The 23,213-nt window shown below is 39.4% G+C and carries 21 protein-coding genes; 18 read left to right on the top strand and 3 right to left on the bottom strand.

Annotated elements, in window-relative coordinates; all coding sequences use genetic code 11:
- Positions 1-7: 7 nt before the first annotated feature.
- From JYB65_RS11435 to epsC, 13 genes are all read left to right on the top strand, one after another.
- Positions 8-472, top strand: a complete 465-nt coding sequence (locus JYB65_RS11435; protein ID WP_206582812.1) for a hypothetical protein — start codon at positions 8-10, stop codon at positions 470-472.
- A gap of 22 nt (positions 473-494) precedes the next feature.
- A complete protein-coding gene (locus JYB65_RS11440) occupies positions 495-1,013 on the top strand; it encodes a GNAT family N-acetyltransferase (RefSeq protein WP_206582813.1) in 519 nt (172 codons plus the stop codon).
- Positions 1,014-1,030: 17 nt separating this feature from the next.
- Positions 1,031-1,384: a carboxymuconolactone decarboxylase family protein gene (locus JYB65_RS11445; protein ID WP_206582814.1), complete on the top strand. Its 354-nt coding sequence runs from the start codon at positions 1,031-1,033 to the stop codon at positions 1,382-1,384.
- An 80-nt stretch (positions 1,385-1,464) separates the two neighbouring features.
- The gene (locus JYB65_RS11450; protein WP_206582815.1) at positions 1,465-2,256 is read left to right on the top strand and encodes an ABC transporter permease; all 792 of its coding nucleotides are present in this window, start codon (positions 1,465-1,467) and stop codon (positions 2,254-2,256) included.
- An 18-nt stretch (positions 2,257-2,274) separates the two neighbouring features.
- Entirely contained in the window at positions 2,275-3,333 is a 1,059-nt protein-coding gene (locus JYB65_RS11455; protein WP_206582816.1) for a taurine ABC transporter substrate-binding protein, read from the top strand.
- A 20-nt stretch (positions 3,334-3,353) separates the two neighbouring features.
- On the top strand, positions 3,354-4,175 hold the full coding sequence (locus JYB65_RS11460; protein WP_245156665.1) for an ABC transporter ATP-binding protein: 822 nt from the start codon (positions 3,354-3,356) through the stop codon (positions 4,173-4,175).
- 218 nt (positions 4,176-4,393) lie between these two features.
- The gene (locus JYB65_RS11465) at positions 4,394-5,242 is read left to right on the top strand and encodes an efflux RND transporter periplasmic adaptor subunit (RefSeq protein WP_206582817.1); all 849 of its coding nucleotides are present in this window, start codon (positions 4,394-4,396) and stop codon (positions 5,240-5,242) included.
- A gap of 15 nt (positions 5,243-5,257) precedes the next feature.
- The gene (locus JYB65_RS11470; RefSeq protein WP_206582818.1) at positions 5,258-5,917 is read left to right on the top strand and encodes an HlyD family efflux transporter periplasmic adaptor subunit; all 660 of its coding nucleotides are present in this window, start codon (positions 5,258-5,260) and stop codon (positions 5,915-5,917) included.
- A gap of 13 nt (positions 5,918-5,930) precedes the next feature.
- On the top strand, positions 5,931-7,517 hold the full coding sequence (locus JYB65_RS11475; protein WP_342366664.1) for a DHA2 family efflux MFS transporter permease subunit: 1,587 nt from the start codon (positions 5,931-5,933) through the stop codon (positions 7,515-7,517).
- On the top strand, positions 7,489-7,974 hold the full coding sequence (locus JYB65_RS11480; RefSeq protein WP_206582859.1) for a MarR family winged helix-turn-helix transcriptional regulator: 486 nt from the start codon (positions 7,489-7,491) through the stop codon (positions 7,972-7,974). The genes JYB65_RS11475 and JYB65_RS11480 overlap by 29 nt, the downstream gene beginning before the upstream one ends.
- A 174-nt stretch (positions 7,975-8,148) precedes the next feature.
- Positions 8,149-10,965 carry a sensor domain-containing protein gene (locus JYB65_RS11485; protein WP_206582819.1) on the top strand — a complete coding sequence of 939 codons (2,817 nt, stop codon included), beginning with the start codon at positions 8,149-8,151 and terminating at the stop codon, positions 10,963-10,965.
- Between the two features lie 45 nt (positions 10,966-11,010).
- On the top strand, positions 11,011-11,550 hold the full coding sequence (locus JYB65_RS11490; RefSeq protein WP_206582820.1) for a beta-class carbonic anhydrase: 540 nt from the start codon (positions 11,011-11,013) through the stop codon (positions 11,548-11,550).
- A 218-nt stretch (positions 11,551-11,768) separates the two neighbouring features.
- Complete coding sequence (gene epsC / locus JYB65_RS11495; RefSeq protein WP_206582821.1) at positions 11,769-12,671, top strand: serine O-acetyltransferase EpsC; 903 nt, start codon at positions 11,769-11,771, stop codon at positions 12,669-12,671.
- A gap of 67 nt (positions 12,672-12,738) precedes the next feature.
- On the opposite strand, the gene JYB65_RS11500 is transcribed toward epsC, so the two are convergent.
- Entirely contained in the window at positions 12,739-13,845 is a 1,107-nt protein-coding gene (locus JYB65_RS11500; protein WP_206582822.1) for an HD-GYP domain-containing protein, read from the bottom strand.
- 329 nt (positions 13,846-14,174) lie between these two features.
- Here JYB65_RS11500 and JYB65_RS11505 point away from each other — a divergent pair, with 329 nt between their 5' ends.
- From JYB65_RS11505 to JYB65_RS11515, 3 genes are all read left to right on the top strand, one after another.
- Positions 14,175-15,986: a bifunctional diguanylate cyclase/phosphodiesterase gene (locus JYB65_RS11505; RefSeq protein ID WP_206582823.1), complete on the top strand. Its 1,812-nt coding sequence runs from the start codon at positions 14,175-14,177 to the stop codon at positions 15,984-15,986.
- A gap of 41 nt (positions 15,987-16,027) precedes the next feature.
- Positions 16,028-17,122, top strand: coding sequence for a HutD/Ves family protein (locus JYB65_RS11510; RefSeq protein ID WP_206582824.1), 1,095 nt, complete (start codon positions 16,028-16,030; stop codon positions 17,120-17,122).
- 290 nt (positions 17,123-17,412) lie between these two features.
- On the top strand, positions 17,413-19,029 hold the full coding sequence (locus tag JYB65_RS11515; RefSeq protein WP_206582825.1) for a CTP synthase: 1,617 nt from the start codon (positions 17,413-17,415) through the stop codon (positions 19,027-19,029).
- A gap of 200 nt (positions 19,030-19,229) precedes the next feature.
- On the opposite strand, the gene JYB65_RS11520 is transcribed toward JYB65_RS11515, so the two are convergent.
- Together JYB65_RS11520 and spoIIID are read right to left on the bottom strand one after the other, a co-directional pair.
- Complete coding sequence (locus JYB65_RS11520) at positions 19,230-20,243, bottom strand: threonine aldolase family protein (protein WP_206582826.1); 1,014 nt, start codon at positions 20,241-20,243, stop codon at positions 19,230-19,232.
- Between the two features lie 318 nt (positions 20,244-20,561).
- Positions 20,562-20,813 (bottom strand): sporulation transcriptional regulator SpoIIID, encoded by a 252-nt coding sequence (gene spoIIID / locus JYB65_RS11525; RefSeq protein WP_206582827.1) that lies wholly within the window; start codon positions 20,811-20,813, stop codon positions 20,562-20,564.
- A gap of 330 nt (positions 20,814-21,143) precedes the next feature.
- Between spoIIID and JYB65_RS11530 the strand changes: the two genes are divergently transcribed.
- Together JYB65_RS11530 and JYB65_RS11535 are read left to right on the top strand one after the other, a co-directional pair.
- On the top strand, positions 21,144-22,277 hold the full coding sequence (locus JYB65_RS11530) for an ABC transporter substrate-binding protein (protein ID WP_206582828.1): 1,134 nt from the start codon (positions 21,144-21,146) through the stop codon (positions 22,275-22,277).
- A gap of 62 nt (positions 22,278-22,339) precedes the next feature.
- The gene (locus JYB65_RS11535; RefSeq protein WP_206582829.1) at positions 22,340-23,212 is read left to right on the top strand and encodes a branched-chain amino acid ABC transporter permease; all 873 of its coding nucleotides are present in this window, start codon (positions 22,340-22,342) and stop codon (positions 23,210-23,212) included.
- The last annotated feature ends 1 nt before the right edge of the window (position 23,213 follow it).

Here is a 23,213-nt window from a genome sequence, read left to right on the forward strand (position 1 = left end):
GAATCAAATGGCGGTAACATTGACAAAGGAGATTTCCGATCTTATCAATGATCCGAATTCAATAAAAATAGTATCTACTGTAGACCGGGAAGGTGTTCCTCATACGGTGATAAAGCAGTCCTTATATGTTGCGGAGGATGGGCGAATCAAGTATTTAGAACTATTGGAATCCTCCCATACCTATAAGAACTTTACCAGCAGCTTGTGGTATAGCCATAAAGTCTCTGTTTCTGTATTGGGAGGAAACAAATTCAGTTATCAGATAAAAGGTATCCCTGCCAAAATTCTGATAAGCGGACCTGAGTTTGAAAGTAATTATAAGCGAATAAGAGAAAAACTGGGCGATGTGGACTTAGCCGCAATATGTGTTATTGAACCTGTGGAAGTGACCGATGAGACCTTTTCCGTCAGGTATGCGGAACAGGAAAACACAAGACCGTATTTTAAGCATCTGGATCGTTTATCAAAATAATAGGAGGAGATGGTGGAGTGGAATGGATGAGAAAAATACAACGAATTCAATTCGAATAGGTACCGTGAATGACATTCAGCTGATTTTACAATTCAGAAGATCCATGTTTGAGGAAATAGGGGTAGAAGAGTCCTTATTCATTGAAAACGTACAGGAAATTCTTTTGGATTTATACATGAAAGAGCTTAAAGCAGATAGAATACGGCATTTTATCGCTTACGATGTGAATGATCGGCCTATTGCCGTTATGGGTTCGTTAATGAAAACGGATTTCCCCTATTATCTGTTTAAGCCGGGATTTTATGGCTGGATTATAGACGCCTATACGGTTAAAGAATACAGAGGACAGGGACTGGCAACGAAATTACTCGAATTAAACAGTGAATGGCTGAAGGAAAAAGGGGCGCAGGAAATAAAATTAATTGCGAGCGGCAACGAGGCAAGACGTGTTTATGAAAAGTTCGGATTTAAAGCCACTTGGGAAATGAGCTTGAATCTGTCAAAGGTAAAGACTTTTAATGAGATTATTGAACAAAGATAAAAATGGAGGTAGTAAAAATGAGTGATATAAACAGATACCAGCTTGGACTTGAGAAGTTATCGGAGGTTGTTGGGACGGCGGGTCAAGATGCCGTTTCTTCATTGGGAGACGTAGGTCAATATATTGTAGAATTTATATTTGGTGATATCTACAACCGTGAGGGACTTTCCCTGAGAGAACGCGAAATCATATCCGTCGCCGTATTGGCGGCACTTGGCGGAAGAGATCCACAGCTTCGGCTTCATATCGGCGGTGCACTGAATGTTGGGCTGACCCTAAAAGAAATTGAAGAAGTTATTATCCAGACCATTCCTTATGCAGGGTTTCCTACCGCCATGAATGCGTTAAAAATTCTGAAAGAATTTGACTAGGATGATTTTCTCATGGAATAAATTCAACAATGTTGAAACATATAGCAATCATGGATAATAAAAAGCGAGGAGGTGACAGGATGTCAAAGAGATCCTTTAAGAAAAGAATCTCAATAGAAAATATGATAACAATCGGATCGATAGTTTTTATCCTATCAGCATGGTATATCGTGACGGCAATGAAGCTGTTTCCCGATGTGATTATTCCATCTCCCGGCAAAGTTTATAGCAGCTTTAAAGAAATAGCTGTAAACGGATATAAAGGATATAGTCTGTTAACCCATTTGGGCGACAGCATGATACGCTTGCTAAGTGCATTTTTATTGGTGATTGTAACGGCTATCCCCTTAGGTTTGGCAAGCGGGTATAATTCAAAGATACGCGCTTTATTGGACCCTTTAATTGAGTTTTATAGACCGCTGCCTCCTCTAGCTTACTACACGCTCTTGGTTATATGGATGGGAATCGAAAATACCTCAAAAATTACGTTGCTGTATCTGGCCGGATTTGCTCCTATCTATATAGCCTGTGTATCAGGAGTAAAAAAAATCAAACAGGATTATATAAACGGGGCCTATACACTTGGAGCCAGCAAAGGGCAAGTATTTTGGCACGTGATATTGCCCACCTGCTTACCGGACATTTTTACAGGTTTAAGGACTTCCATCGGCTTCTCTTATACCACCTTGGTAGCGGCGGAGATGGTGGCGTCTATTACCGGAATAGGCTGGATGGTATTGGATGCAAGTAAATTTTTACGAAGTGACGTGATTTTTTTAGGAATTTTAATTATGGGGATTACAGGGATTATTCTCGACAAAGCAATTAGGCTTGTTGAAAGCAGGGTTGTACCTTGGAAAGGTAAAGAATAAAAAGGAGTGCTTCTATTTATGAAAAGAACAAAAACAATTTCGACGATTATTCTAATCGTGAGCTTGCTGGCACTAACCCTAGTGGGTTGCGGCAAAACGAGTGAAGTAAATTCACAGGCCCAAAACGATTCGGCTCAAACGGGCAGTAAACCGGAGGTTATTAATATAGCCATTCAAGCGATACCAAACGATGAAATAGTTGCAAAAGCAAAAAACTGGTATGAGAGTGAACTGGGAGTCAAGGTTAATTTCAGACAGTTTGATTCAGGAAGAGATGTCAATACGGCGATGCTATCAGGAGGTATTGATATCGGGCTTGTGGGATCAACCCCTGCAACATTAGGCATCGCAAACGGGATACCTTATGAGGTTTTCTGGATACATGATGTAATCGGTGATAATGAGGCCTTGGCCGCAAAGAACGATGCAAAGATTAATTCCGTCAAGGATTTAAAGGGAAAAAAGGTAGCGGTGCCTGCTGGTTCCACCACTCATTACAGTTTGCTTAAGGTACTGAGCTTAGAAGGTGTCAATGCTGCTGACGTGAAGATTCTGGATATGCAGCCGCCGGATATATTTGCCGCTTGGCAGAGAGGGGATATTGATGCGGCGTATGTTTGGCAGCCTACATTGGATAAACTTTTGTCTGACGGAAAAATAATCGTAACCAGTAAAGAATTGGCAGGCAAGGGAATCGTAACGGCAGATGTAGGGATTGTAAGAACAGAGTTCGCTGAGAAATATCCTGATCTCGTTAAAAAATATATTCAATTGCAGCTAAAAGCGTATGACCTTTATCAAAACAACGCAGAAGAAGCCGCTCAGGCCGTTGCAAAGGAACTTAACCTAGAGTATGATGACAGCTTAAAGCAGATGAATGAATTGATTTGGCTATCAGGAGAAGAACAAATTTCGGATAAGTATCTGGGCACAAGTACAAGTAAAGGAGAGTTTGTGAAGGCTTTAAAAGATACGGCTGATTTCCTCGCAGAGCAAAAAACTATTGACAGTGCGCCGGGTATTGAAGTATTTGAAAAGGCCGTTAATCCTAAATATATTGAAGAGGCTTTAAAATAAGGGTAGAAGGAGGTGAAAGCATGGCAGAATTTATGAATGATTTTCTTGCCGAAAGCAGTGAAGAGGTAATCACTTTGGATAATGTAATGTTAACTTATGAAGCGGAACATAGCGTAAATGCTTTGGAAGACATTCATATCAAGATCAATGAAGGAGAATTCGTATGCCTGCTTGGACCTTCAGGTTGCGGTAAAAGTACCTTATTGAAAATTATTGCGGGATTTATAAAACCGACCAAAGGAACAGCCACAATGTCAGGAACCCCAATCAATGGACCGGATTGGCATAGAGGGGTTGTTTTTCAACAGCCCCCGCTGTATCCATGGCTCAATGTGGAGGACAATGTCAAATTTGGCTTGAAAATGAGAAAAATCCCGTCTCGCATCGGAAAAGAGACGGTAAATGAATATCTGGAGAAGGTTGGATTGCTGGAATTTGGTAAAAATAGAATCTATGAGTTGTCGGGAGGAATGAGGCAGCGTGTTGCCATAGCCAGGGTGTTGGTAAATAACCCAAAAGTTTTACTGATGGATGAACCTTTCGGTGCACTGGATGCATTAACGCGAGAGCAAATGCAAAATCTAATTCGGAAGATTTGGTGGGAGACTGGGAAAACAATCCTATTTATTACGCATGATGTGGATGAAGCATTATCGTTGGGCACAAGGGTATTAATCATGTCGAAAAGGCCCGGACGAATCATAAAAGAATTCAAAGTGAATTTCACGAAGTCCATAACCGGAGAGAATTCTGACCGAACTCGTTATACAAATGAATTTCAGGAATTACGCGAGCAAATATTAAATTTAATCAATAAAACGGATGCCACGTACAGCATTTAGATCGGTAGGAACGTCTTAAAAGTGAGATGCCTCGAATTATTTAAATAAAAAGACCCTTTGGGGTCTTTTTTTATGCTAGGGAAGTGCGGAGCGGCGAAGCCATTTTTTTTATGATAAGATAGATAATTTGTAATTGACTTTTCTCATTATCTGCTTTAGTATTGATAAGAATAGTTCGTATACGAACTGTTGTAAGATAGAAATAAGAAGGTGACAAAATGAAGAGACCAAAGAAAATGACATGGGTAATAATAGCGGGAGTGGTGGCCATAGGTTTCCTGGTAGCCATAAGCTTGAATATCGGAAAGACGAATCCTACGCTGGCAAATCAAACCGTTTATGCAGATCAAGAATCCAGTGGACCTGCTTTTATTATGGCTGGTAGAGTGGAAGCCATAGACAGCGCAGATATTTCAACGAAAACCACCGGAAAGATAGCAGAACTAAATGTAGATGTAGGCTCTGTTGTAAATAAAGGGGATGTTCTTGCCAGAATAGATATGAAAGAAGTGCCTGCACAAGTAAATCAGGCTCAGTCCTCAATTGATATTGCAAAAGTAACTTTAAATAATGCGCAGATCAATTATGACCGGACAATGGAATTATATCAGGCAGGGGCCGTTGCCAAAGAAACAGTGGAAAGTGCGAAGAAACAACTTGATACGGCAGCTGCAACTGTAAATCAAGCGCAATCCGGTCTGGAGCTTATTAACGCAAATTCCTCCAATGGCGTGATTGTTGCACCGATTTCAGGAACGGTAACAGCGAAAACCGTGAATGTAGGAGAACTGGCTGCGGCAGGTTCGACTTTATTGAGTATCGTTAATTCAGATAAAACATACATAAGTGCTTACTTACCGGCGCGACTTTCTGAAAAAGTGCAGCAGGGTCAAAAGGTAACCGTCAAAATATCTGAAATTCCGGATAAGTTTTTTGATGGTGAAGTTTCTCTGGTGGATACTATTGTAGATGCTCAAAATAAAAATATTCTTGTTCGCGTCAATATGCTGGAAAATGATCCTGCCGTTAAGGTTGGCATGTTTGCGGAAATTGCATTAAAGAAATAAGGCTGGTGATAGATGATGGAATCAAAAAGAAAAGTATTAATGTTATCGGTAGTGGCAGTCATGCTGATCGTTTTAGGCAGCATAGGAATCTATTACTGGTATGAAAATAATTACTATGTGGCAACAGAAGACGCAAAGGTTGCAGGAGATATTGTGAAAGTTTCCCCTCAAATGACGGGGAAACTATTGGAACTGGAAGTGGAAGAAGGGCAAAGCCTTGAAAAAGATCAAATTATCGGCCACCAAGAAATGGGAAGTCTGTCCGACTTGAATTTGGAGCAATCCGTGATTCGATCACCTATTTCAGGTTTTGTTTTAAAAAAACAGGCAACGCAGGGAGAATTGGTAGCGACAGGTCAAACGTTGATTATGATGGTCGATCCGACAAAGTTGTATATCAATGCGAACATAGAAGAGACGGATATTGCCAAATTAAAGATAGGGCAAAAGGTTGAAATTACTGTGGATGAATTCAGCGGAGAAAAAATGTACGGAAAAGTTCAGTCCATCGGTAAGGCAGCAAATTCTGCTTTTTCACTTTTGTCCGGCTCGAGCAGCGGAACCTTTACGAAGGTTGTACAGCGGGTTCCCGTAAAAATTGTATTTGATGAGAACCAGAACCATAGCGGTATCTTGCTTGGAACCAATGCAGTCATAAAGATTCATATTAGATAAGAGGTGGTTTCAGGTGAAAGAACAAGATGAAGTCTATAAGTGGCTTTCGTTATTTGTGGTATTAATCGGAACCTTTATGAGCGTATTGAGCAGCAGTCTGATTAATCTTGCCCTCCCGAAGATGATGTCGGTTTTCGGTGTTACACTGTCCGATGTCACTTGGGTGGTGACTGCATACGCTTTAGCAATGGGGGCGGTAGTCCCTTTAACCGGATTTTTGAGCGATACAATTGGCTTAAAAAAGTTATATGTAATAGCAATTTTTCTATTTACACTCGGCTCAGCTTTATCGGGTATGGCATGGAGCAACAGTTCCATGATCGTGTTTCGTATCATACAAGCGATAGGCGGCGGACTCATGAGCCCAGTAGGGATGTCTATCGTTTATGCGCTTTTCCCCATTGAAGAACGCGGAAAGGCGTTGGGAATTTGGGGAGTAGCGGCTATGTCAGCCCCTGCTTTAGGGCCTACGCTTGGCGGATATATTCTTTCTAATTTGGACTGGAGGCTTTTGTTTTACATCAATGTTCCTATTGGGATATTCGGCACTATTTTTGCCGTCCTGCTGCTGAAAGACACACCAAGGAAGGCTTTTGAGGGGTCGTTTGATATATGGGGATTCATTACTTCTGTAACAGGAATTGTATGCACCTTATATGTCATAGGAAAATGGTCTACCATCAATTGGAAAGAAATCCATTATCCGATTTTACTTACAATAGGAATATTTAGTTTGATTTTATTCGTGATTAACGAATTAACTCATCCAAATCCACTGCTAGACTTAAGAGTATTAAAAATTTACAACTATTCTTTAAGTCAGATTATCAGTTGCGTTACGGTGCTGGCCTTGATGGGCGGCAGCTATATTTTACCGTTGTATTTGCAAAATATAAGAGGGTATACGGCTATGCAAAGCGGGATGATTATGCTGCCTTCAGCTATTTCAGCAGCCATCATGATGCCGATAAGCGGAGCCATTTTCGATAAATTAGGTGCAAAGATTGTCACCATTCCGGGGCTTATTATCCTGGCATGGGGTTCCTTTGAGCTGAGTACCTTAACCACAGAGACTTCAAGTTCGACGATCATGATAATATCCTTTATTCGAGGGATTGGGCTTGGACTTGCGATGATGCCGATGAGTGCAGTGGGTATGAATGCTATCCCTCTCCATTTAACGGCGAAGGCATCGGCTCTGACAAATACCTTTCGAAATATATTCAGCTCGATCAGTGTCACTATTGTTGCTACGATCATGACAAGCAGAACCACCATCAACTTTGCCCATTTATCCGAGCAGATAACGATGTCTAATCAGACGACTGCAGATGCGATGAAACAGCTTCAGGCGATCTACACAACGACGGGTATGACCAGTACGGAAGCTCAAGTAAATGCCCTTTCGACGTTATCCGGAATTGTACAACAACAAGCTTATCTTGACGCGATTAACTATGCTACTGCGTTTACCGCTATATCCGTATTACTTGCTATTGCGTTGGTATTTATGATGCGTACCTCTGCAAGAAAAGAAATATTTAAGTGTGAGGAGAATGGGTGTGGACAGAATGAAAAACTCGGAACAATCATGGATTAACTATGCTGAAAGAATCTTTGCGCTGTTAAAGGTTAACAGAAAAGAATTCAGCGAATATTCACTGGAAAAATCAAGACAATTAGGATTTACAGGGCCTCAGCTATTTGTGGTTTTTACCCTTTGTAAAAATCCGGGAATCAATCTCCAAGAACTGAGCGAGCGAATGGAGCTATCAAAGAGTACGGTTTCCGGCATTGTGGATCGCTTGGTTATTCAAGGAGATGTTCTGAGAGAAATTCCCACCGAAAACCGCAGGAGTGTAAAACTATTTCTGTCACCGGATTTCTTAAAGAAATGTGATTTGATGGAGACTAAAAAACAATACCTGACTGATTTGATTCATGGTGCGGAGCCTGAGGAATTGGAACTCATTATTCAAGGACTCGAAAAACTAAGTGAACTGATTCGGCGGAATAAGTGCGTTCGAGAGGAAGAAACGAAACCAGAAATCAAATAAGAATAAATAAGCCGATTGCCCCTGAGGCAGTTGGCTTTTTCTTCATAGATATGCTATAATCTACTGAAATAATACAGCATATTATGGGATAATATAGGATGCTTGTGTCGATTCAAAGAGAAACGTTAATTTATAAGGATGAATTTTACGTATTTTTATGAGGTAGCGGATTTTATGAAAAACTTGATTCAACAGAAATTGCAAGCAAACATAAATGATAAAACAACGAAGTACATATTCATTATTGCATTTATTGCTTTTCTATGCGCTGGTATCATTTATATGCATTTTAGCTGGAATAGCAGCATAAAAGAGACGCAAGAAGAAGTAACAAGGCTTGCAGAAGCTGCAGAAGCAGGCATCTCCAAAACACAACTATTGGAGCTAAATGGCGATCCCAGTGATCTGGATAAACTGAACTACCAAGAACTGAAAAACGGGTTAATCTTATTTTCAAAACTGGATAAAAAGCTTCGTTTTGTGTATATTCTTGCACAAAGGCAGGATCAAATTGTTTTTTTAGCAGATTCTGAAGAGCCTGATTCAAGTGACTATTCTCCGCCAGGCCAGGTATATTCCGAAGCCTATAGAGAATACATTGAACCCCTTCAATCAGGCAAGACCGTGATAACTAAGCCTATAGAGGATCGATGGGGAACGTGGATAAGTGTGCTGGTTCCGATGAAAAAGCCACAGACCGGAGAGGTGATGGCTGTTTTCGGGGTAGACTATCCTACCGAAACTTGGTATGGCTATGCAGTTACTCAAACTGTACAGGCAGGATTTGCCGTCGCATGTATCTTCATGGTATTTATTGCTCTCTATTTTGCTTTTTCACAAAATAGAGCATTATCCATCGAAAAACAAAAACTAATGAACGCCGATGTGAAGTTAAAAGAAAGCGAAACCCTATTCCGAACTGTATTTGACCAGGCGACAATAGGAATCGCCATTGGGCATGATGAGCAATATATTGCATCCATACCGGATCATATCCCTAGCATCAATCCAATGTATGAAAAGATATTAGGAAGAACCCAAGAAGAGCTCACTGCTGTAAGCTGGAAGGACCTTACGCATCCGGATGATGTTGCTTTAGATGTAGAGTATTATAATAAATTTAAGACGGGTGAGATCGATGGATATGATATGGAAAAACGATATGTCAGACCGGATGGCACTACTATTTGGACTCATATGATGGTTTCGCCGCTGCGGCTCAATAACAATACAAGGTACACCCATATTTGTCTGATTGAAGATATCAGCAAACGTAAGGAAATGGAAAGGGTGTTGTATGATAACCAGAGAAGCAGGATGGTTTTGCTGGATAATTTGCCGGGAATGGCCTATCGCTGCTGCCATGACCGAGAATGGACGATGGAATTCGTATCGCAAGGCTGCTTTGCCTTAACCGGCTATCATGCAGATAGTTTAATAAACAATAAAGAGATATGCTTTAATCAACTTATTCCGGAAAAATATCAGGAGTTTTTATGGATGAAGTGGGAGGAACGACTGAGCGAGCATGCCAAACTAACGGAAGAGTATGAGATGATTACGGCTTCCGGTGAGGTTAAATGGGTTTGGGAGCAGGGCCAAGGGATCTACGATGAAGAAGGCAATATCATTGCCCTTGAAGGCTTGATTATTGATATTACAGAACGTAAAAAGCAGGAAATCAAACTAAATTACATGAATCATCATGATACTTTAACCGGTCTATATAATCGAAGATATTTTGAAGAAGTCATGGACCGAGAAAAAACTTTGAATGTCAAGAAAGCTGTTCTTTTAGTTGATTTAACAAATTTTACGCTTATAAACCAGACTTTTGGGTATAATTTTGGAGAAAAGCTAATGAAAGAATTAGCAAGCAATTTACTGCTGATTTGTTCACAGAACTGCCGCTTATTCCAAATATCTTCCGACCGTTTTGCTTTTTATATAAAAGCATACCACAATAAAAAGGAATTGACGAGCTTGTGCAGCACCGTGATGGATACGCTGAACACGATGCCGGCATTAAAAACGGTTGGAGCAAGCGTTGGCATTGTTGAAACGGATGATTGCAGCGATGACTTGGATACTATATTGAAAAATGCGCTCATAGCAGCTGAAAACGTTCATGAAAACCAAATTTTTCGATATAGTTTCTTCAATAAAAAGATGGAAGAAGCGGTCATGCGGGAAGCGGAAATCAAAAGTGAACTTTCAATGGTTGTTTTAAATTCGGAGGATGACAGACTGTTTGTTGAGTATCAGCCAATCGTTGGTGCGAAAACGAATCAAATTGTTGGCTTTGAGGCTTTGGCACGGTTTCAGTCTGATAAACTGGGGCGGGTTTCGCCACTCGAATTTATTCCGATGGCAGAAGAAACACAGCTTATTGTTCCTCTCGGACAAAGGATTATGAGGGCAGCTCTGCTGTTTTTAAAGCAAATTGAAGAGAAAGGATTTAACGATATCGCCATGTCCTTTAATGTGTCTACAATTCAGCTTTTAAGGGAAGATTTTATGAGCGATCTGGTGCAAGCAATCCATGAAACACAGGTCACTTCGGGTAATCTAGGAATAGAAATAACGGAATCCTTGTTTTTAAATAATTATCAGGAGATCAATCAAAAGCTGGAGAAATTGAAGAGACTTGGAATTAAAATTGCTATAGATGATTTCGGCACAGGCTACTCTTCATTGGCGCGCGAAAGAGAGCTCAATGTAAACTGCTTGAAAATTGATAAATATTTTATAGATAAACTGATGTATCTGAAACCGGAGCAGGCGATAACGGGGGATATCATTTCTATGGCTCATAAGCTGGGACACCTTGTGATTGCAGAAGGTGTTGAACAGGAAGAACAGCGACAGTATCTTGTTGAAAACAATTGTGATCTGATCCAAGGATATCTGTTCAGTAAGCCTTTATTGCCGGAAGCTGCGATGGAAATTCTGGAGAGGAAGAATCCCAGAGAAAACAGTAAGCCAATTTAATCCATTTTAGTTGGGAAAATTTAAACCGATAAGGAGAGTTGTTGAATGATTGATGAATTAATGAAATTTAATAAGGAATTTGTTGAAAATAAGCAGTATGAGAAGTATATAGCCGGTAAATACCCGGACAAGAAGATCGCGATTTTATCCTGTATGGATGCCCGTCTAACAGAGCTGCTTCCGGCTGCTCTTGGATTAAAAAACGGAGACGTTAAAATTATAAAAAATGCAGGTGGAGTCATTTCTTCTCCTGTAGGAAGTGTGATGCGAAGCTTGGTGGTAGCTATTTATACGTTGGGAGTAGAAGAAATTCTGGTCATTGGGCATTATGACTGCGGCATGCAGAATTTAGATGTCAACGAGATTATAAAGAAGATGGAAAATCGCGGTGTTAGTGAAGAGAAAATAGAATTTATGAAATATTGCGGAGTTGATTTTGATAAATGGCTCAGCGGATTTGAATGCGTAGAGGAGTCTGTAAGCGAAACTGTCAAATTTATTAAAAATCATCCGCTTATACCGTCAGACATTCATGTGGATGGGCTGATTATGGATCCTACAACAGGGAAAGTGGATAGAATATAGATATATTATAGTACTATAATGTACCGGACAGGGAGGCGTATGTAACAAAAAAGGAGCAGACAGGTGACTGTATGTCTGAATTGTGACTGCGGATTAAAAAAAACTCGGTTTTGTTTATTCATAATTTAACATGGATTTCATCAATAGCATATAGTATAATAAAAGGATGATCTAATAGCGTTCATCGGTTGATTGATAAATAAAAGGAGAATTATAAGGTGAAAGATAAGTTTAAGATAAATGTTCAGGATATTGTGGAGGATATAACCGCAAATTATTTGACAGAGGAGTTGTTTCTAGCCAAAGAAGGAGTGAAACTGCCTGATCGAAGTGCTATTATCAGCATGATCAGTGAACTCAGGAAGCTTATGTTTCCTGGATATTTCGGTACGGAAAGAATGGATTGCACCTTGGCTCCTTATTTTATCGGACAGAAATTAACCCATGTATTTGATACGCTTTCTGCTCAAATTAATTTGGCGCTTTCCTATACAAATGGTGTTAGCAATGAAGAAACACAGGAAGAAGCTGCAACTATTGCTGTAGAATACTTAAAACAATTGCCAAGAATACAGCGAACGCTTTTAACCGATATTCAAGCGGCCTATGACGGAGATCCAGCAGCAGGAAGCAAAGAGCAAATAATTTTTTCCTACCCGGGGCTATATGCTATTTTTGTGTATCGTATAGCACATGAATTATATATCAGAAAGATTCCGTTCATACCAAGGATTATGACGGAATACGCGCATAGCCGTACAGGTATTGATATTAATGCAGGAGCAACGATTGGAGATTATTTCTTTATTGACCATGGTACAGGAGTCGTAATCGGTGAAACGACCATTATCGGAGAAAATGTGAAGCTGTTCCAAGGTGTTACAATAGGGGCCCTATCAACAAGAGGCGGGCAGTCTCTTGCAGGGGTAAAACGTCATCCGACCATTGAAGATAATGTAACGATTTATTCCGGAGCTTCCATACTGGGAGGAGAAACGGTGATTGGACACGACAGTGTCATCGGCGGAAACGCATTTATCACAAAATCCGTTCCGGCTCATACAAAAGTAAGTATAAAGAATCCCGAACTTTGCATAAGCGGAGACGGATTCGACCGATAATACATAAGAGAAGCCTGATTCTAAAACTGTTTAAAACAGAATGTTGAATCAGGCTTATTTTTTTTAATTATTCAAATATTTCCATAGGGATTTCATTATCGGCATTTAATGATTTTATGATGGACAATGCTGCATAATACGGATCATCCGCAAGCGAGATCTCCGTGCCGGGAGCGTGAAAAATGGAGTGCAGTATACGTATCACCGGACGCATCATATGGCCTTGAAGGTTCTTGGTGACTAATGCGATTGAATCGTCATTGAGCTTTACCATGGAGCCCACAGGATATACGGCAACCGTCTTGAAAAATGCATTGAGAATATCTGAATCAAAATGGGTTCCGCCGCAGTTTGCCATATATTCAAGTGCTTCCTTTGTTTGCCACGCAGGCCGATAGGCACGTGAGGTTGTCAATGCATCGTAGACATCGGCTACTGCTAAAATTCTTCCGCATAAGGGGATGTTTGAACCGGCTAAGCCAAGCGGGTATCCGCTTCCGTCCATCTTCTCGTGATGGCTGCAAATACCATCCAGTACCGTTCTGGAGATTTTAACAGACGTTTTTAATCGACGTACCGCTCGCTCCGGGTGGGATTGTACAAGGTGATACTCATCGTCGGTTAACGTCGCAGGCTTGTTTATAATATCCAAAGGGATTTCGAGTTTACCTAAATCGTGCATTAAACCCGCTGAAGTCAGTTCTTGAAGGGATAACCTGCTGTACCCTAATTGAATACCGATCAGGGTTGCTAATGTAGCGACGTTAATGCTGTGAGAAAAGGTATAATTGTCAAAGGTTTTAATTTCTACCATATTCACAAGATATTCGTCTTTTGACAGCACATAATCCATTAAGGATTGAGAAACCTCTGCCAGTCGTGTGACCATAGCAGGGGTAATGATTGAACTTTGCGTATAACTTTTACAGATTGCTTTTAATTCATTGGTTACTTTATGCTTTAATTCTGGACTGATGAATCCCTGAGCTATAATGTCTTCGCTGTATTTCGTTTTTATATAAATACCAGGTAGATTAAGTGATCGAAGTCTTTTAATATTTTGGAGTGTCAATTTTTGTCCTTCAACCAATAAAGGAACTACGGTTGCATCGTTCATGACTGACTGGCCGATTATCATTCCGGGCTTAAGTTGAGGAGTTAGTACAAAAATCATCTGGTCTTCCTTCCGTAAGTAAAATCAACTTTTTAAACAATGCAATAGCATAATTACATATATCGACATAAATATAGCATAAATTAATTCCTTTTTCTACTAAAAACAACAAAAATATTATATCGGAATAAGGTCAAGAAATTAATTTTCTGATTATTTTTAAAGGATAAAAGTCGAAATTTGTCGTAAATTTGTAAAATATGGTTAGGAAAATTTTCTATAAACTTTTAGAAAATTGTGGTAGTATATTGAGTGGGAATAGTTACGCGGAGGTAACTAGTTGAAATTGTAAAGGGCCGTTATGATGCTTTGCCAAGGAAGGTGCAATTTTGAATAGAAATCAGTTTTTAGAAAAACCAAACTATATCATCTATAAGTGTAATCCAAATAGCACTATAGGATTTTGTGAGGGCCCAGAGCTTGAGGCTGAAAATGCATTGTTGAATTGTATAAGAGCCTTATCTTCTACGGTAGGCTTTAAAGAAGCAATCGACACGTCGCTTCTTTATATCAGCGATTTTTACGATTCTGAAAGAGTCTACGTCTATGAAAATAACGGAGCAGATTTAAACTTGACTTTTGAAGAAGTGAAAAAAGGAGCACAGCGCCTTAGCGGCGGAGCTGCTGCGTCAAGAACTGCCTATTACAATGAGGCAAAAGAACACTTTATCATGGATGCAGTGATTGGTTTGGATTTGGAAATTTTTGACGGGATGGAGAATTTCTTCCCTGAAGAATACGATTTTATGAGAACAGCAGGAATTCAAAGTATTAAAGCAATACCTGTTGTTGTTGACAATGAAATGTTGGCTGTAATCAGCGTGGAAAATATAGAAAAAAACAAGAACATCACCTCATTGTTAGAAGTGATTGTTTATTTTATTGTGAAAGAATTGACGCATCGAAGGGGAAAAAGTGAGTTAGAATATATGATGGTACATGACTCACTGACCGGAATTAAGCATCGTAATTGTTATGTGAATTATATTGACAGTGAAGTCGCAGATGACGTAAAAACAATGGGAGTTGTGATGGCCGATATTAATTCACTCAAATCTATTAATGAAGCCTTTGGGGATGAGTTTGGAAATGCGGTAGTCATTCAGACGGCAGATATCTTAAAAAAATATTTTGGACAATATAAGCTATTTCGAATCAGCGGCGATGAATTCATAGCCTTTTGTGAGAATATCAGTAAAAAGGAATTTATGAAACAGATTTATGATGCGAAAGAAGAAATTGCAGCAAACATTGAAACCGGTGTTGCAATCGGAAGCGTATGGACCGATATTGATATTGATTTTACGACTTTAAAAAATCAAGCAAATGAGATGATGTTTCTTGAAAAGCAGGAATACTATGAAAATAGAAAAATGCTGAGCAAGTATCATGATCCTAATAAATTTAAGTCCCTGATGGAGGCCATTGAAGCAAAAATATTCAAAGTGTATTTGCAATCTAAAGTAGACATTAAGACAGGGGATATTCGAAGTGCGGAAGCGCTGATACGTATGGAGCATCCAACCTATGGCGTGATTCCTCCTTCCAAGTTTATTCCGAATTTAGAAAAAGAACATAACATCAAGTATTTAGATTTATTCGTATTTGAGGAAGTGTGTAAGGTTTTGGTTGAATGGAAGAGACAAGGAAGAGCTTTAATTCCCATTTCCATTAATTTTTCCAGATTAACGGTTATGGAACCACATATTATTGAAATCATGACCACTATCCACAAAAAATATGATATTCCTAGAAATCTTTTGGAGATAGAGATAACGGAAAGTATCGGTCAAATTGAGAGAAATGAACTGGAAGCGATCGGTCATCGAATTAAAGCGGAAGGATTCAGCATTTCTCTTGATGATTTTGGGGCAAAATATACGAATATGAGCATGCTGACTTCCATTGATTTTGATATACTGAAGCTTGATAGGAGCCTGATTAACACGATTGTACATAATGAAACCAGTAAAAAGGTCGTTGGACATATTATTGATATGTGTAAAGACTTAGGGGTTAAGGTCGTTGCAGAAGGTATTGAAACAGAGATGCAGCTGAACGCATTAAAAAAATTAAATTGTGATTATGCGCAAGGCTATCTGTTTGGAAGACCGGTTCCGGTTTCGGAATTCATTAAATAAAAGATGGAGGTTCAGTCCTATCTTTTTTAGGGAAAAAGCACATGAATAATATTGATTTTAAAATATATAAAAATGAAGATTATAACACGGAAAAATGGATGGGCGGCACCACGACGGAGCTGTCCATTTATCCTAAAGAGGCAAAATACAGCGATCGGAAATTTGTATGGCGTCTCAGTTCTGCAACGATTGATGTGGAGGAATCCAATTTTACAAAACTTCCGGAGTACGATCGAATACTGATTGTTTTAGAAAATGAAGTTGTCTTAGTTCATAAAGATGAGCGGGCAATAAGACTCGCACAGTATGAACAAGATCGATTTGACGGGAACTACGATACCGTTAGTTTTGGAAAAATAACGGACTATAATCTAATGGTTCGAAAGGGAAATGAGGGGATGGCCGAGGTTCTATCCTTAACCCCTTCTAATACATTTATTAAACTTGAAAAGGCTATTTCCTATCAGCATATCAGCGAAACGTATTATTGCTTGGAAGGCTATTGTGCCGTAACCTTTGGAAAAAACACTTGTTTAATCCGAAAAGGAGACCTTTTGGTCATCCATTATCCGGCAGGAGAATTGGAATCCATTGGTGTGATGGGTGAAGGCAAGGCAATTCGTGCTTATATTCATTTTAATGAAGAAGCTGTAAAAGAAGAAAGAGAAGCAGAAATTGCGGCGCCTCAAGAATCAAACTTCCGTGATATTTTGGATGCAGCTAAAGTCTGCTATACAAACTTCAGAGGGAGCAAATATATTTTCAAAAGCCGGAGAACCCTCTGGTATGATGAGCAATTGAAAAATTCATTAGATCGATTGGAAAGAACATTTCTTCCGTTTTTTGTTTTTCTGGTGGGAATGGCGGTGGCGGCAGCAGTTTCCATGGAATTGTTGGATCGTCAGCACTTTGCGGAACTGTTTTTGCTGTGGCTTGCGATTGATTTGATTCTGGTAAATCCACTATTGTATTTTTTCGCATTGCCGAAGCCAATTGCAGCACATATTAAGAAACTCGATTCATTGACAGAGGAAGAAAAGGCTATTTACGAAAAGCAAAAGTCCGAAAATAAGAGGTTAAACCGACTGCTGAAGAAATATGAGATAACCGGAAGAAATGTTCATAAGGATGAATAGCCAGAGAAATACAGCTTGAAAAATTTGATGTGAAGGAAAAAAGTGCTGGATTTTTTTGAGATAACATTGTATAATCGTTAAGTAAATATTTATTAATTTAACAGTGCACGAAATAAAATACGAATAAGGAAAGGCGGCGTAAAGGGGTCTTGTATCTCTTTCACTCTCTTGGAACCGTCGACCCTTATTTTTTTATTTTTTCGAGCACTTTTTTTAATGGAATATCGGTTACGATAGGCTGAAACGCGAGCAAATGCAATTTTTTATTTAAGAGGAAGCGAGGGAGAATTATGAAAAAATATATTTTTGTTACAGGAGGCGTCGTATCGGGGCTGGGTAAAGGAATAACAGCCGCCTCTCTGGGAAGATTATTAAAAGCTAGAGGTCTCAAAGTCGCTTCACAGAAGTTAGACCCTTATATTAATGTGGATCCGGGCACCATGAGCCCTTATCAGCATGGGGAAGTATACGTCACAGAGGACGGAGCAGAAACAGATTTAGACCTTGGACATTATGAACGGTTTATTGATGAAGACTTAAACAAGTATTCAAACTTAACGACCGGTAAGGTATATTGGAATGTATTGACAAAAGAGAGAGCCGGGGAGTATTTAGGCAGCACTGTGCAGGTGATTCCGCATATTACGAATGAAATCAAAAGCTTTATTTATAACGTAGGGGAAAAGAGTCAAGCGGATGTTATTATTACAGAAATAGGGGGTACAACAGGAGATATCGAAAGTCAACCTTATCTTGAAGCGATCAGACAAGTAGCGCTAGAGTCCGGAAAGGAAAACTGCTTGTTTATCCATGTAACGCTAGTCCCTTATATTAAAAGTTCAGGAGAACACAAATCGAAACCAACACAGCATTCGGTAAAAGAGCTCCGAACATTAGGAATTTCACCGGACATTATTGTCATGAGGGCAGATGAACATATTGATGATAGTACAAAAGAAAAGATCTCTTTATTTTGTAATGTAAAGCCGGATTGCGTGATTGAAAATATTACCTTGCCGGTTTTATATGAGGCCCCTATCATGCTTGAAAAAAGTAAATTTTCATGGATCGTATGTCGAGAGCTAGGTTTAAATGCAGGCCCGTGCGATATGGAAGAATGGAACGGTATGCTGGAACGTGTGGCGAAACGAGATCAATGTGTGAAAATCGCTATTGTAGGCAAATATGTTAAATTGCATGATGCCTACCTGTCTGTTGCGGAAGCGCTGCGTCACGCAGGATATGAGAACGGTGCTGTGATTGATATTCAATGGATCGATTCCGAGGACGTTACCGATAGAAATGTGGGAAAGATTTTGGGAGATGTAGCCGGTATATTGGTGCCCGGAGGATTCGGTGACCGGGGAATAGAAGGCAAAATTACAGCTGCTAAATTTGCGAGAGAAAACAACGTGCCATATTTTGGAATCTGCCTTGGAATGCAAATCGCGGTGATTGAATATGCGCGGGGTGTCTTAGGTCTAAGTGATGCAAATTCCAGTGAATTTGCTCCTATTGGAGTAAATCCGGTTATTGATTTCATGCCGGATCAATATGGCGATATTCCAAAAGGAGGAACCATGAGACTTGGTGCATATCCATGTACCATTGCACCTGGGACAAAGATGGAGGAAGCCTATGGCGAAAGAAGTATTTCTGAACGTCACCGACACCGATATGAATTCAACAACGTGTACAGAGAAGAACTTTCTAAAGCGGGCTTAGTAATAAGCGGGACTTCTCCCGATGGGAGATTGGTAGAAGCCGTTGAAATTGCCGGCAGAGCTTTTCACGTTGGCGTTCAATATCATCCGGAATTTAAGAGCAGACCGAATAAGGCGCATCCGCTATTCCGAGAATTTGTGAAAGCAGCGCTTAAACTGGGAGGCAAGAAAAGAGATAGGTAGTTATTTATAACGTAGGAAATATCGTTTACGATATTGACGAAGTTTCATAAAAAGCTACGGCTAAAATGCGACCAAATGGGAGCTAAAAGGCCTCGCAGAGGCTTTTTTTATAAAGGAATCATAAAAGGCAGCGAGTTTGCAAAGCGACTCGCTGCCTGATTTTTTTGTATACGGGTTAGATATCCGTCGAAGGAATCTGTTTACAGTAGAGCAAGAAGTTTTTCGATGTCTTCCTGCGTTGTAGCCCAGGATGTCACAAAACGAATACAGCGATTTTTTTCATCTATTTTGCATTCGTTTTCAAAGGATACGTGTTCCGCTAGGAATTGCGCAGTTTCGTTAGGGAAGATGGGAAACAGTTGATTGGTGAAGGAATCTGAGAAGAAGGGATATCCCTTCGACTGCAGACCGTTTCTCAACATGTCGGCCATGTTGTTCGCATGTGCCCCAAGCTCAAAATACAGATTGTCCCTAAATAACTCTTCGAATTGAATCCCAAGAAGCCGTCCTTTCGCAAGCATTCCCCCCTTTTGTTTGAGGAGATACCTGAAATCCGGTTTTAAAACGGGATTGGATAAAACTAAAGCTTCCCCAAAAAGAGCCCCGTTCTTTGTTCCGCCGATATAGAAGGCGTCTGTCAATGTTGCAATATCTTCAATGGTAAGGTCATTTTCCGATGACGTAAGAGCAGAAGCTAGACGTGCACCATCCAGATATAGATATAGACCGTATTTGTCGCAGCGCTTTCGTATTTCCTGAAGTTCTGCTTTTGTGTACATTGTTCCGAGTTCAGTACTGTTGGTGATATACACCATTTTCGGTTTCACAAAATGTTCGTCTTCATGATATTCGATTGCCTCGTCAATTTGATCCGCTTTTAGTTTGGCATCTGGTGTCGGCATCGCCACTATTTTATGACCGCAAGCCTCCACTGCACCGGTTTCATGTACGCAGATATGTCCGCGAGAGGAGGAAATCACGGCTTCGTGGGGACGCAGAAAAGCGGAGATGGAGGTGAAATTTGTTTGGGTTCCTCCAACGAAGAAGTGAACATCCGCATCCTCTCTCTTGATTCGAGATTGAATCAATTTTGCTGCATTAAAACAATGTTCATCAAGACCATATCCGACGGTTTGTTCCATGTTGCTTTTGCATATGGCTTCGAGAATTTGAGGGTGAGCACCTTCGCTATAATCGTTTCGTAAAAAAATCATATGATATCTCCTTTTATGTAATACTTGCAAATTTGTCCTAAGTCTAATCCAGTTTATAATTGCTCTTATCATATCATAATTCTTTCGGCCTATGCAAGGCCACCAGCCGTAATTATGATAAGCAAAAAAAACGATGATGAGAGTGAATTTCATCATTGAAACAGGCAATGGATGTTGATGCCAAAGGCGTTTGGTGCAACAAAAAAAGATGAGTTCCAATACTGTAGATTAACCGTAGCCAACATACAGTATTGGAGGAATACAGAAAATGTGAAACTAACGTTTTAAGATTTTCATAAAGAATAGAATGAATACGACTTAGTGAGTTTTCATATACTTTTCTTTTGTAGCTAAACCGCCTCTTATATGGCGTTCCGCTTTATTGTTATCTAAAACTGCCTTGACTTCAGCGGCAAGGCCAGGGTTTATCTCCAGCAATCTTTCAGTAATATCCTTGTGAACCGTCGATTTCGATACCCTAAACTTCTTCGCCGTGCTTCTAACAGTTGAATTTGTATCAAGAATATATCTGGCAAGCTCCAGAACCCTTTCTTCTATGTAATCTTTCATATTTAAATTTTCACCGCCCCTATCAAAATATTTGGCAAACCATAAATGATGATTTCATTACCACAATATATGCAGCTCAAAGGGGCTATATTCATATTTCAGACTTGAAGTATTTAAATATGTGAAGACTTGCCATAATTCAAATCGGACTTAGCATTTTCTTATAGAATTTAAGGAGATTGCAGATAGTTATTTAATCGCAAGGGCTCAATTTATTTGATAATATAAAAATAAGTTTGATTATGTAAAATTAATGTTGACAATAGAAGAGACTAGCAATATAATTCATATTAAAACAATAAGAATACTATTATTAAGGAGGAAAAAGATTTGAAAAAATTAGTAACACTTATTACGATTATTACTTTAATAGGAACTATCTTTAGTGGTTGTTCCGGTAATGGAGCCAATCAGTCAAAAAATACTACCATAAAGATTGGGCTGGCCGCTCCCATATCAGGTGCGGAAGCACAGTATGGAGAAGCTTTTAAGAAAGGGGCTGAATTAGCAGTACAACAACTTAACGATTCCGGTGGAATTGATGGAAAGAAAATAGAAATTGTGACCCTTGATGACAAAGGAGATTCTAATGAAGCCGTGAACGTAGCAAATAAATTTGCTTCAGACAATAGTATTGTTGGAATTATTGGTCACTTTAACAGTTCTGCTACATTGGCAGCTGCTCCTATTTACAATAAAAATAAGGTAGTAACTGTATCGCCTTCATCTAGCTCCCCCAACGTAACTGATGCAGGAGATTACATATTTAGAGTAATTACGACCGATGCTTTTCAGGCGGATTACTTAGCCAAATGGTCAAAAGAAGAAGGCCATAATAAAGTAGCCATTATATATGAACAAACTGATTTTGGGCTTGGACTGTCAGATGTATATTCAAAAGCTGCTAAAGAAAATAATATAGAAATTGTAGCAAATGAAACCTATGTAGCAGGACAAACAAAAGATTTTAGTACGATTGTGACCAAGATAAAAGGAAAGCAGCCGGATGCTATTTTCATTGGCGGCGTAGCCAATGATGCAGCTTTGGTTATACAGCAGGCCAAGAAGCTTGGTGTGACTTCTCAGTTTATAGGAGTGGACAGTCTATACTCAGATGCATTGATACAGTTAGGAGGGAGTGCTGTAGAAGATGTAAAACTGGTTGGATTTTTCCATCCGGGCGGTACTAATGAACAAGCAAATGATTTTTTGGCAGCGTATGAAAATGCCTATAATAAGAAACCGGATACTTATGCCGCCTATGCGTATGATGCAACGTCAGTCCTTATTGAAGCAATAAAGCAAAATGGTGCAGATAGAGAAGATATTAAAAAGTATCTTTCAACACTCCAAAATTTTAAAGGTGCAACCGGCACAATAAGTTTCGATGAAAATGGGGACGTGTTGACAGAGCCTCAAAAGCTGATTGTAAGTGAAGGTCAATTTTTAACTTATAATAAGTGATGAATTAGGGAGCAATGGACATTTTGTTCTATGCTCCCTTTCATACTAGAAAGGATGATTGTATGTTGCTTCAGCAAGTTGTTAATGGGTTAACTATAGGTACGATTTATGCGTTAATTGCGTTAGGATATACAATGGTATATGGCATATTGAAAATTGTAAATTTTGCGCATGGAGATATCTTTATGTTAGGGACTTTCATAGGTTTGTTTTTAGTACAGGATATGAGAATGCCAATCTATGCAGCATTAGTATTGTCGGCCATTATCACGGCTATAGTTGGTATGATTATTGAGAGAGTTGCGTATCGTCCATTACGTTTAGAAGAAAGGATTATTCCCTTGATTAGTGCACTGGGCGTTTCTATTTTTTTATCGAATTTAGCCCAAAAAATTTGGGGAACACAAATTCATCCATTCCCAACTAAATTTCAATTTGTAACATTTAATGTGGGTAATGTTACATTTTCGTCTATACAAATTTTAATTTTGATTCTCTCTTTATTTATTATGGTGGGACTTCAGGTATTTGTAAAAAAATCAAAGATTGGAATAGCGATGCAAGCAACATCCATGAGTATAAATAATGCTGCACTCATGGGTATTAACATAAATCAAATCATACGTATAACCTTTGCGATAGGATCAGCTTTGGCAGCTATCGCAGGGATATTAGTCGGAATTTATTATAATGCTGTATATCCGACGATGGGATATATGGCAGGAATGAAAGCGTTTACCGCCGCAGTACTTGGAGGAATTGGGAGTATACCGGGAGCGGTTCTCGGAGGGTTAATATTAGGAATTGCGGAAAATCTGGGAGGAGCATATATTTCGACCCAATACCAAGATATTATTTCATTCTTAATACTTATTATTGTGCTCATTCTTAAACCTACCGGGATACTTGGTAGGAAAGAAATAAACAAGGTGTAGG

This window comes from Clostridium aminobutyricum (assembly GCF_017255415.1).
Classification (GTDB): domain Bacteria; phylum Bacillota; class Clostridia; order Peptostreptococcales; family Anaerovoracaceae; genus Aminipila; species Aminipila aminobutyrica.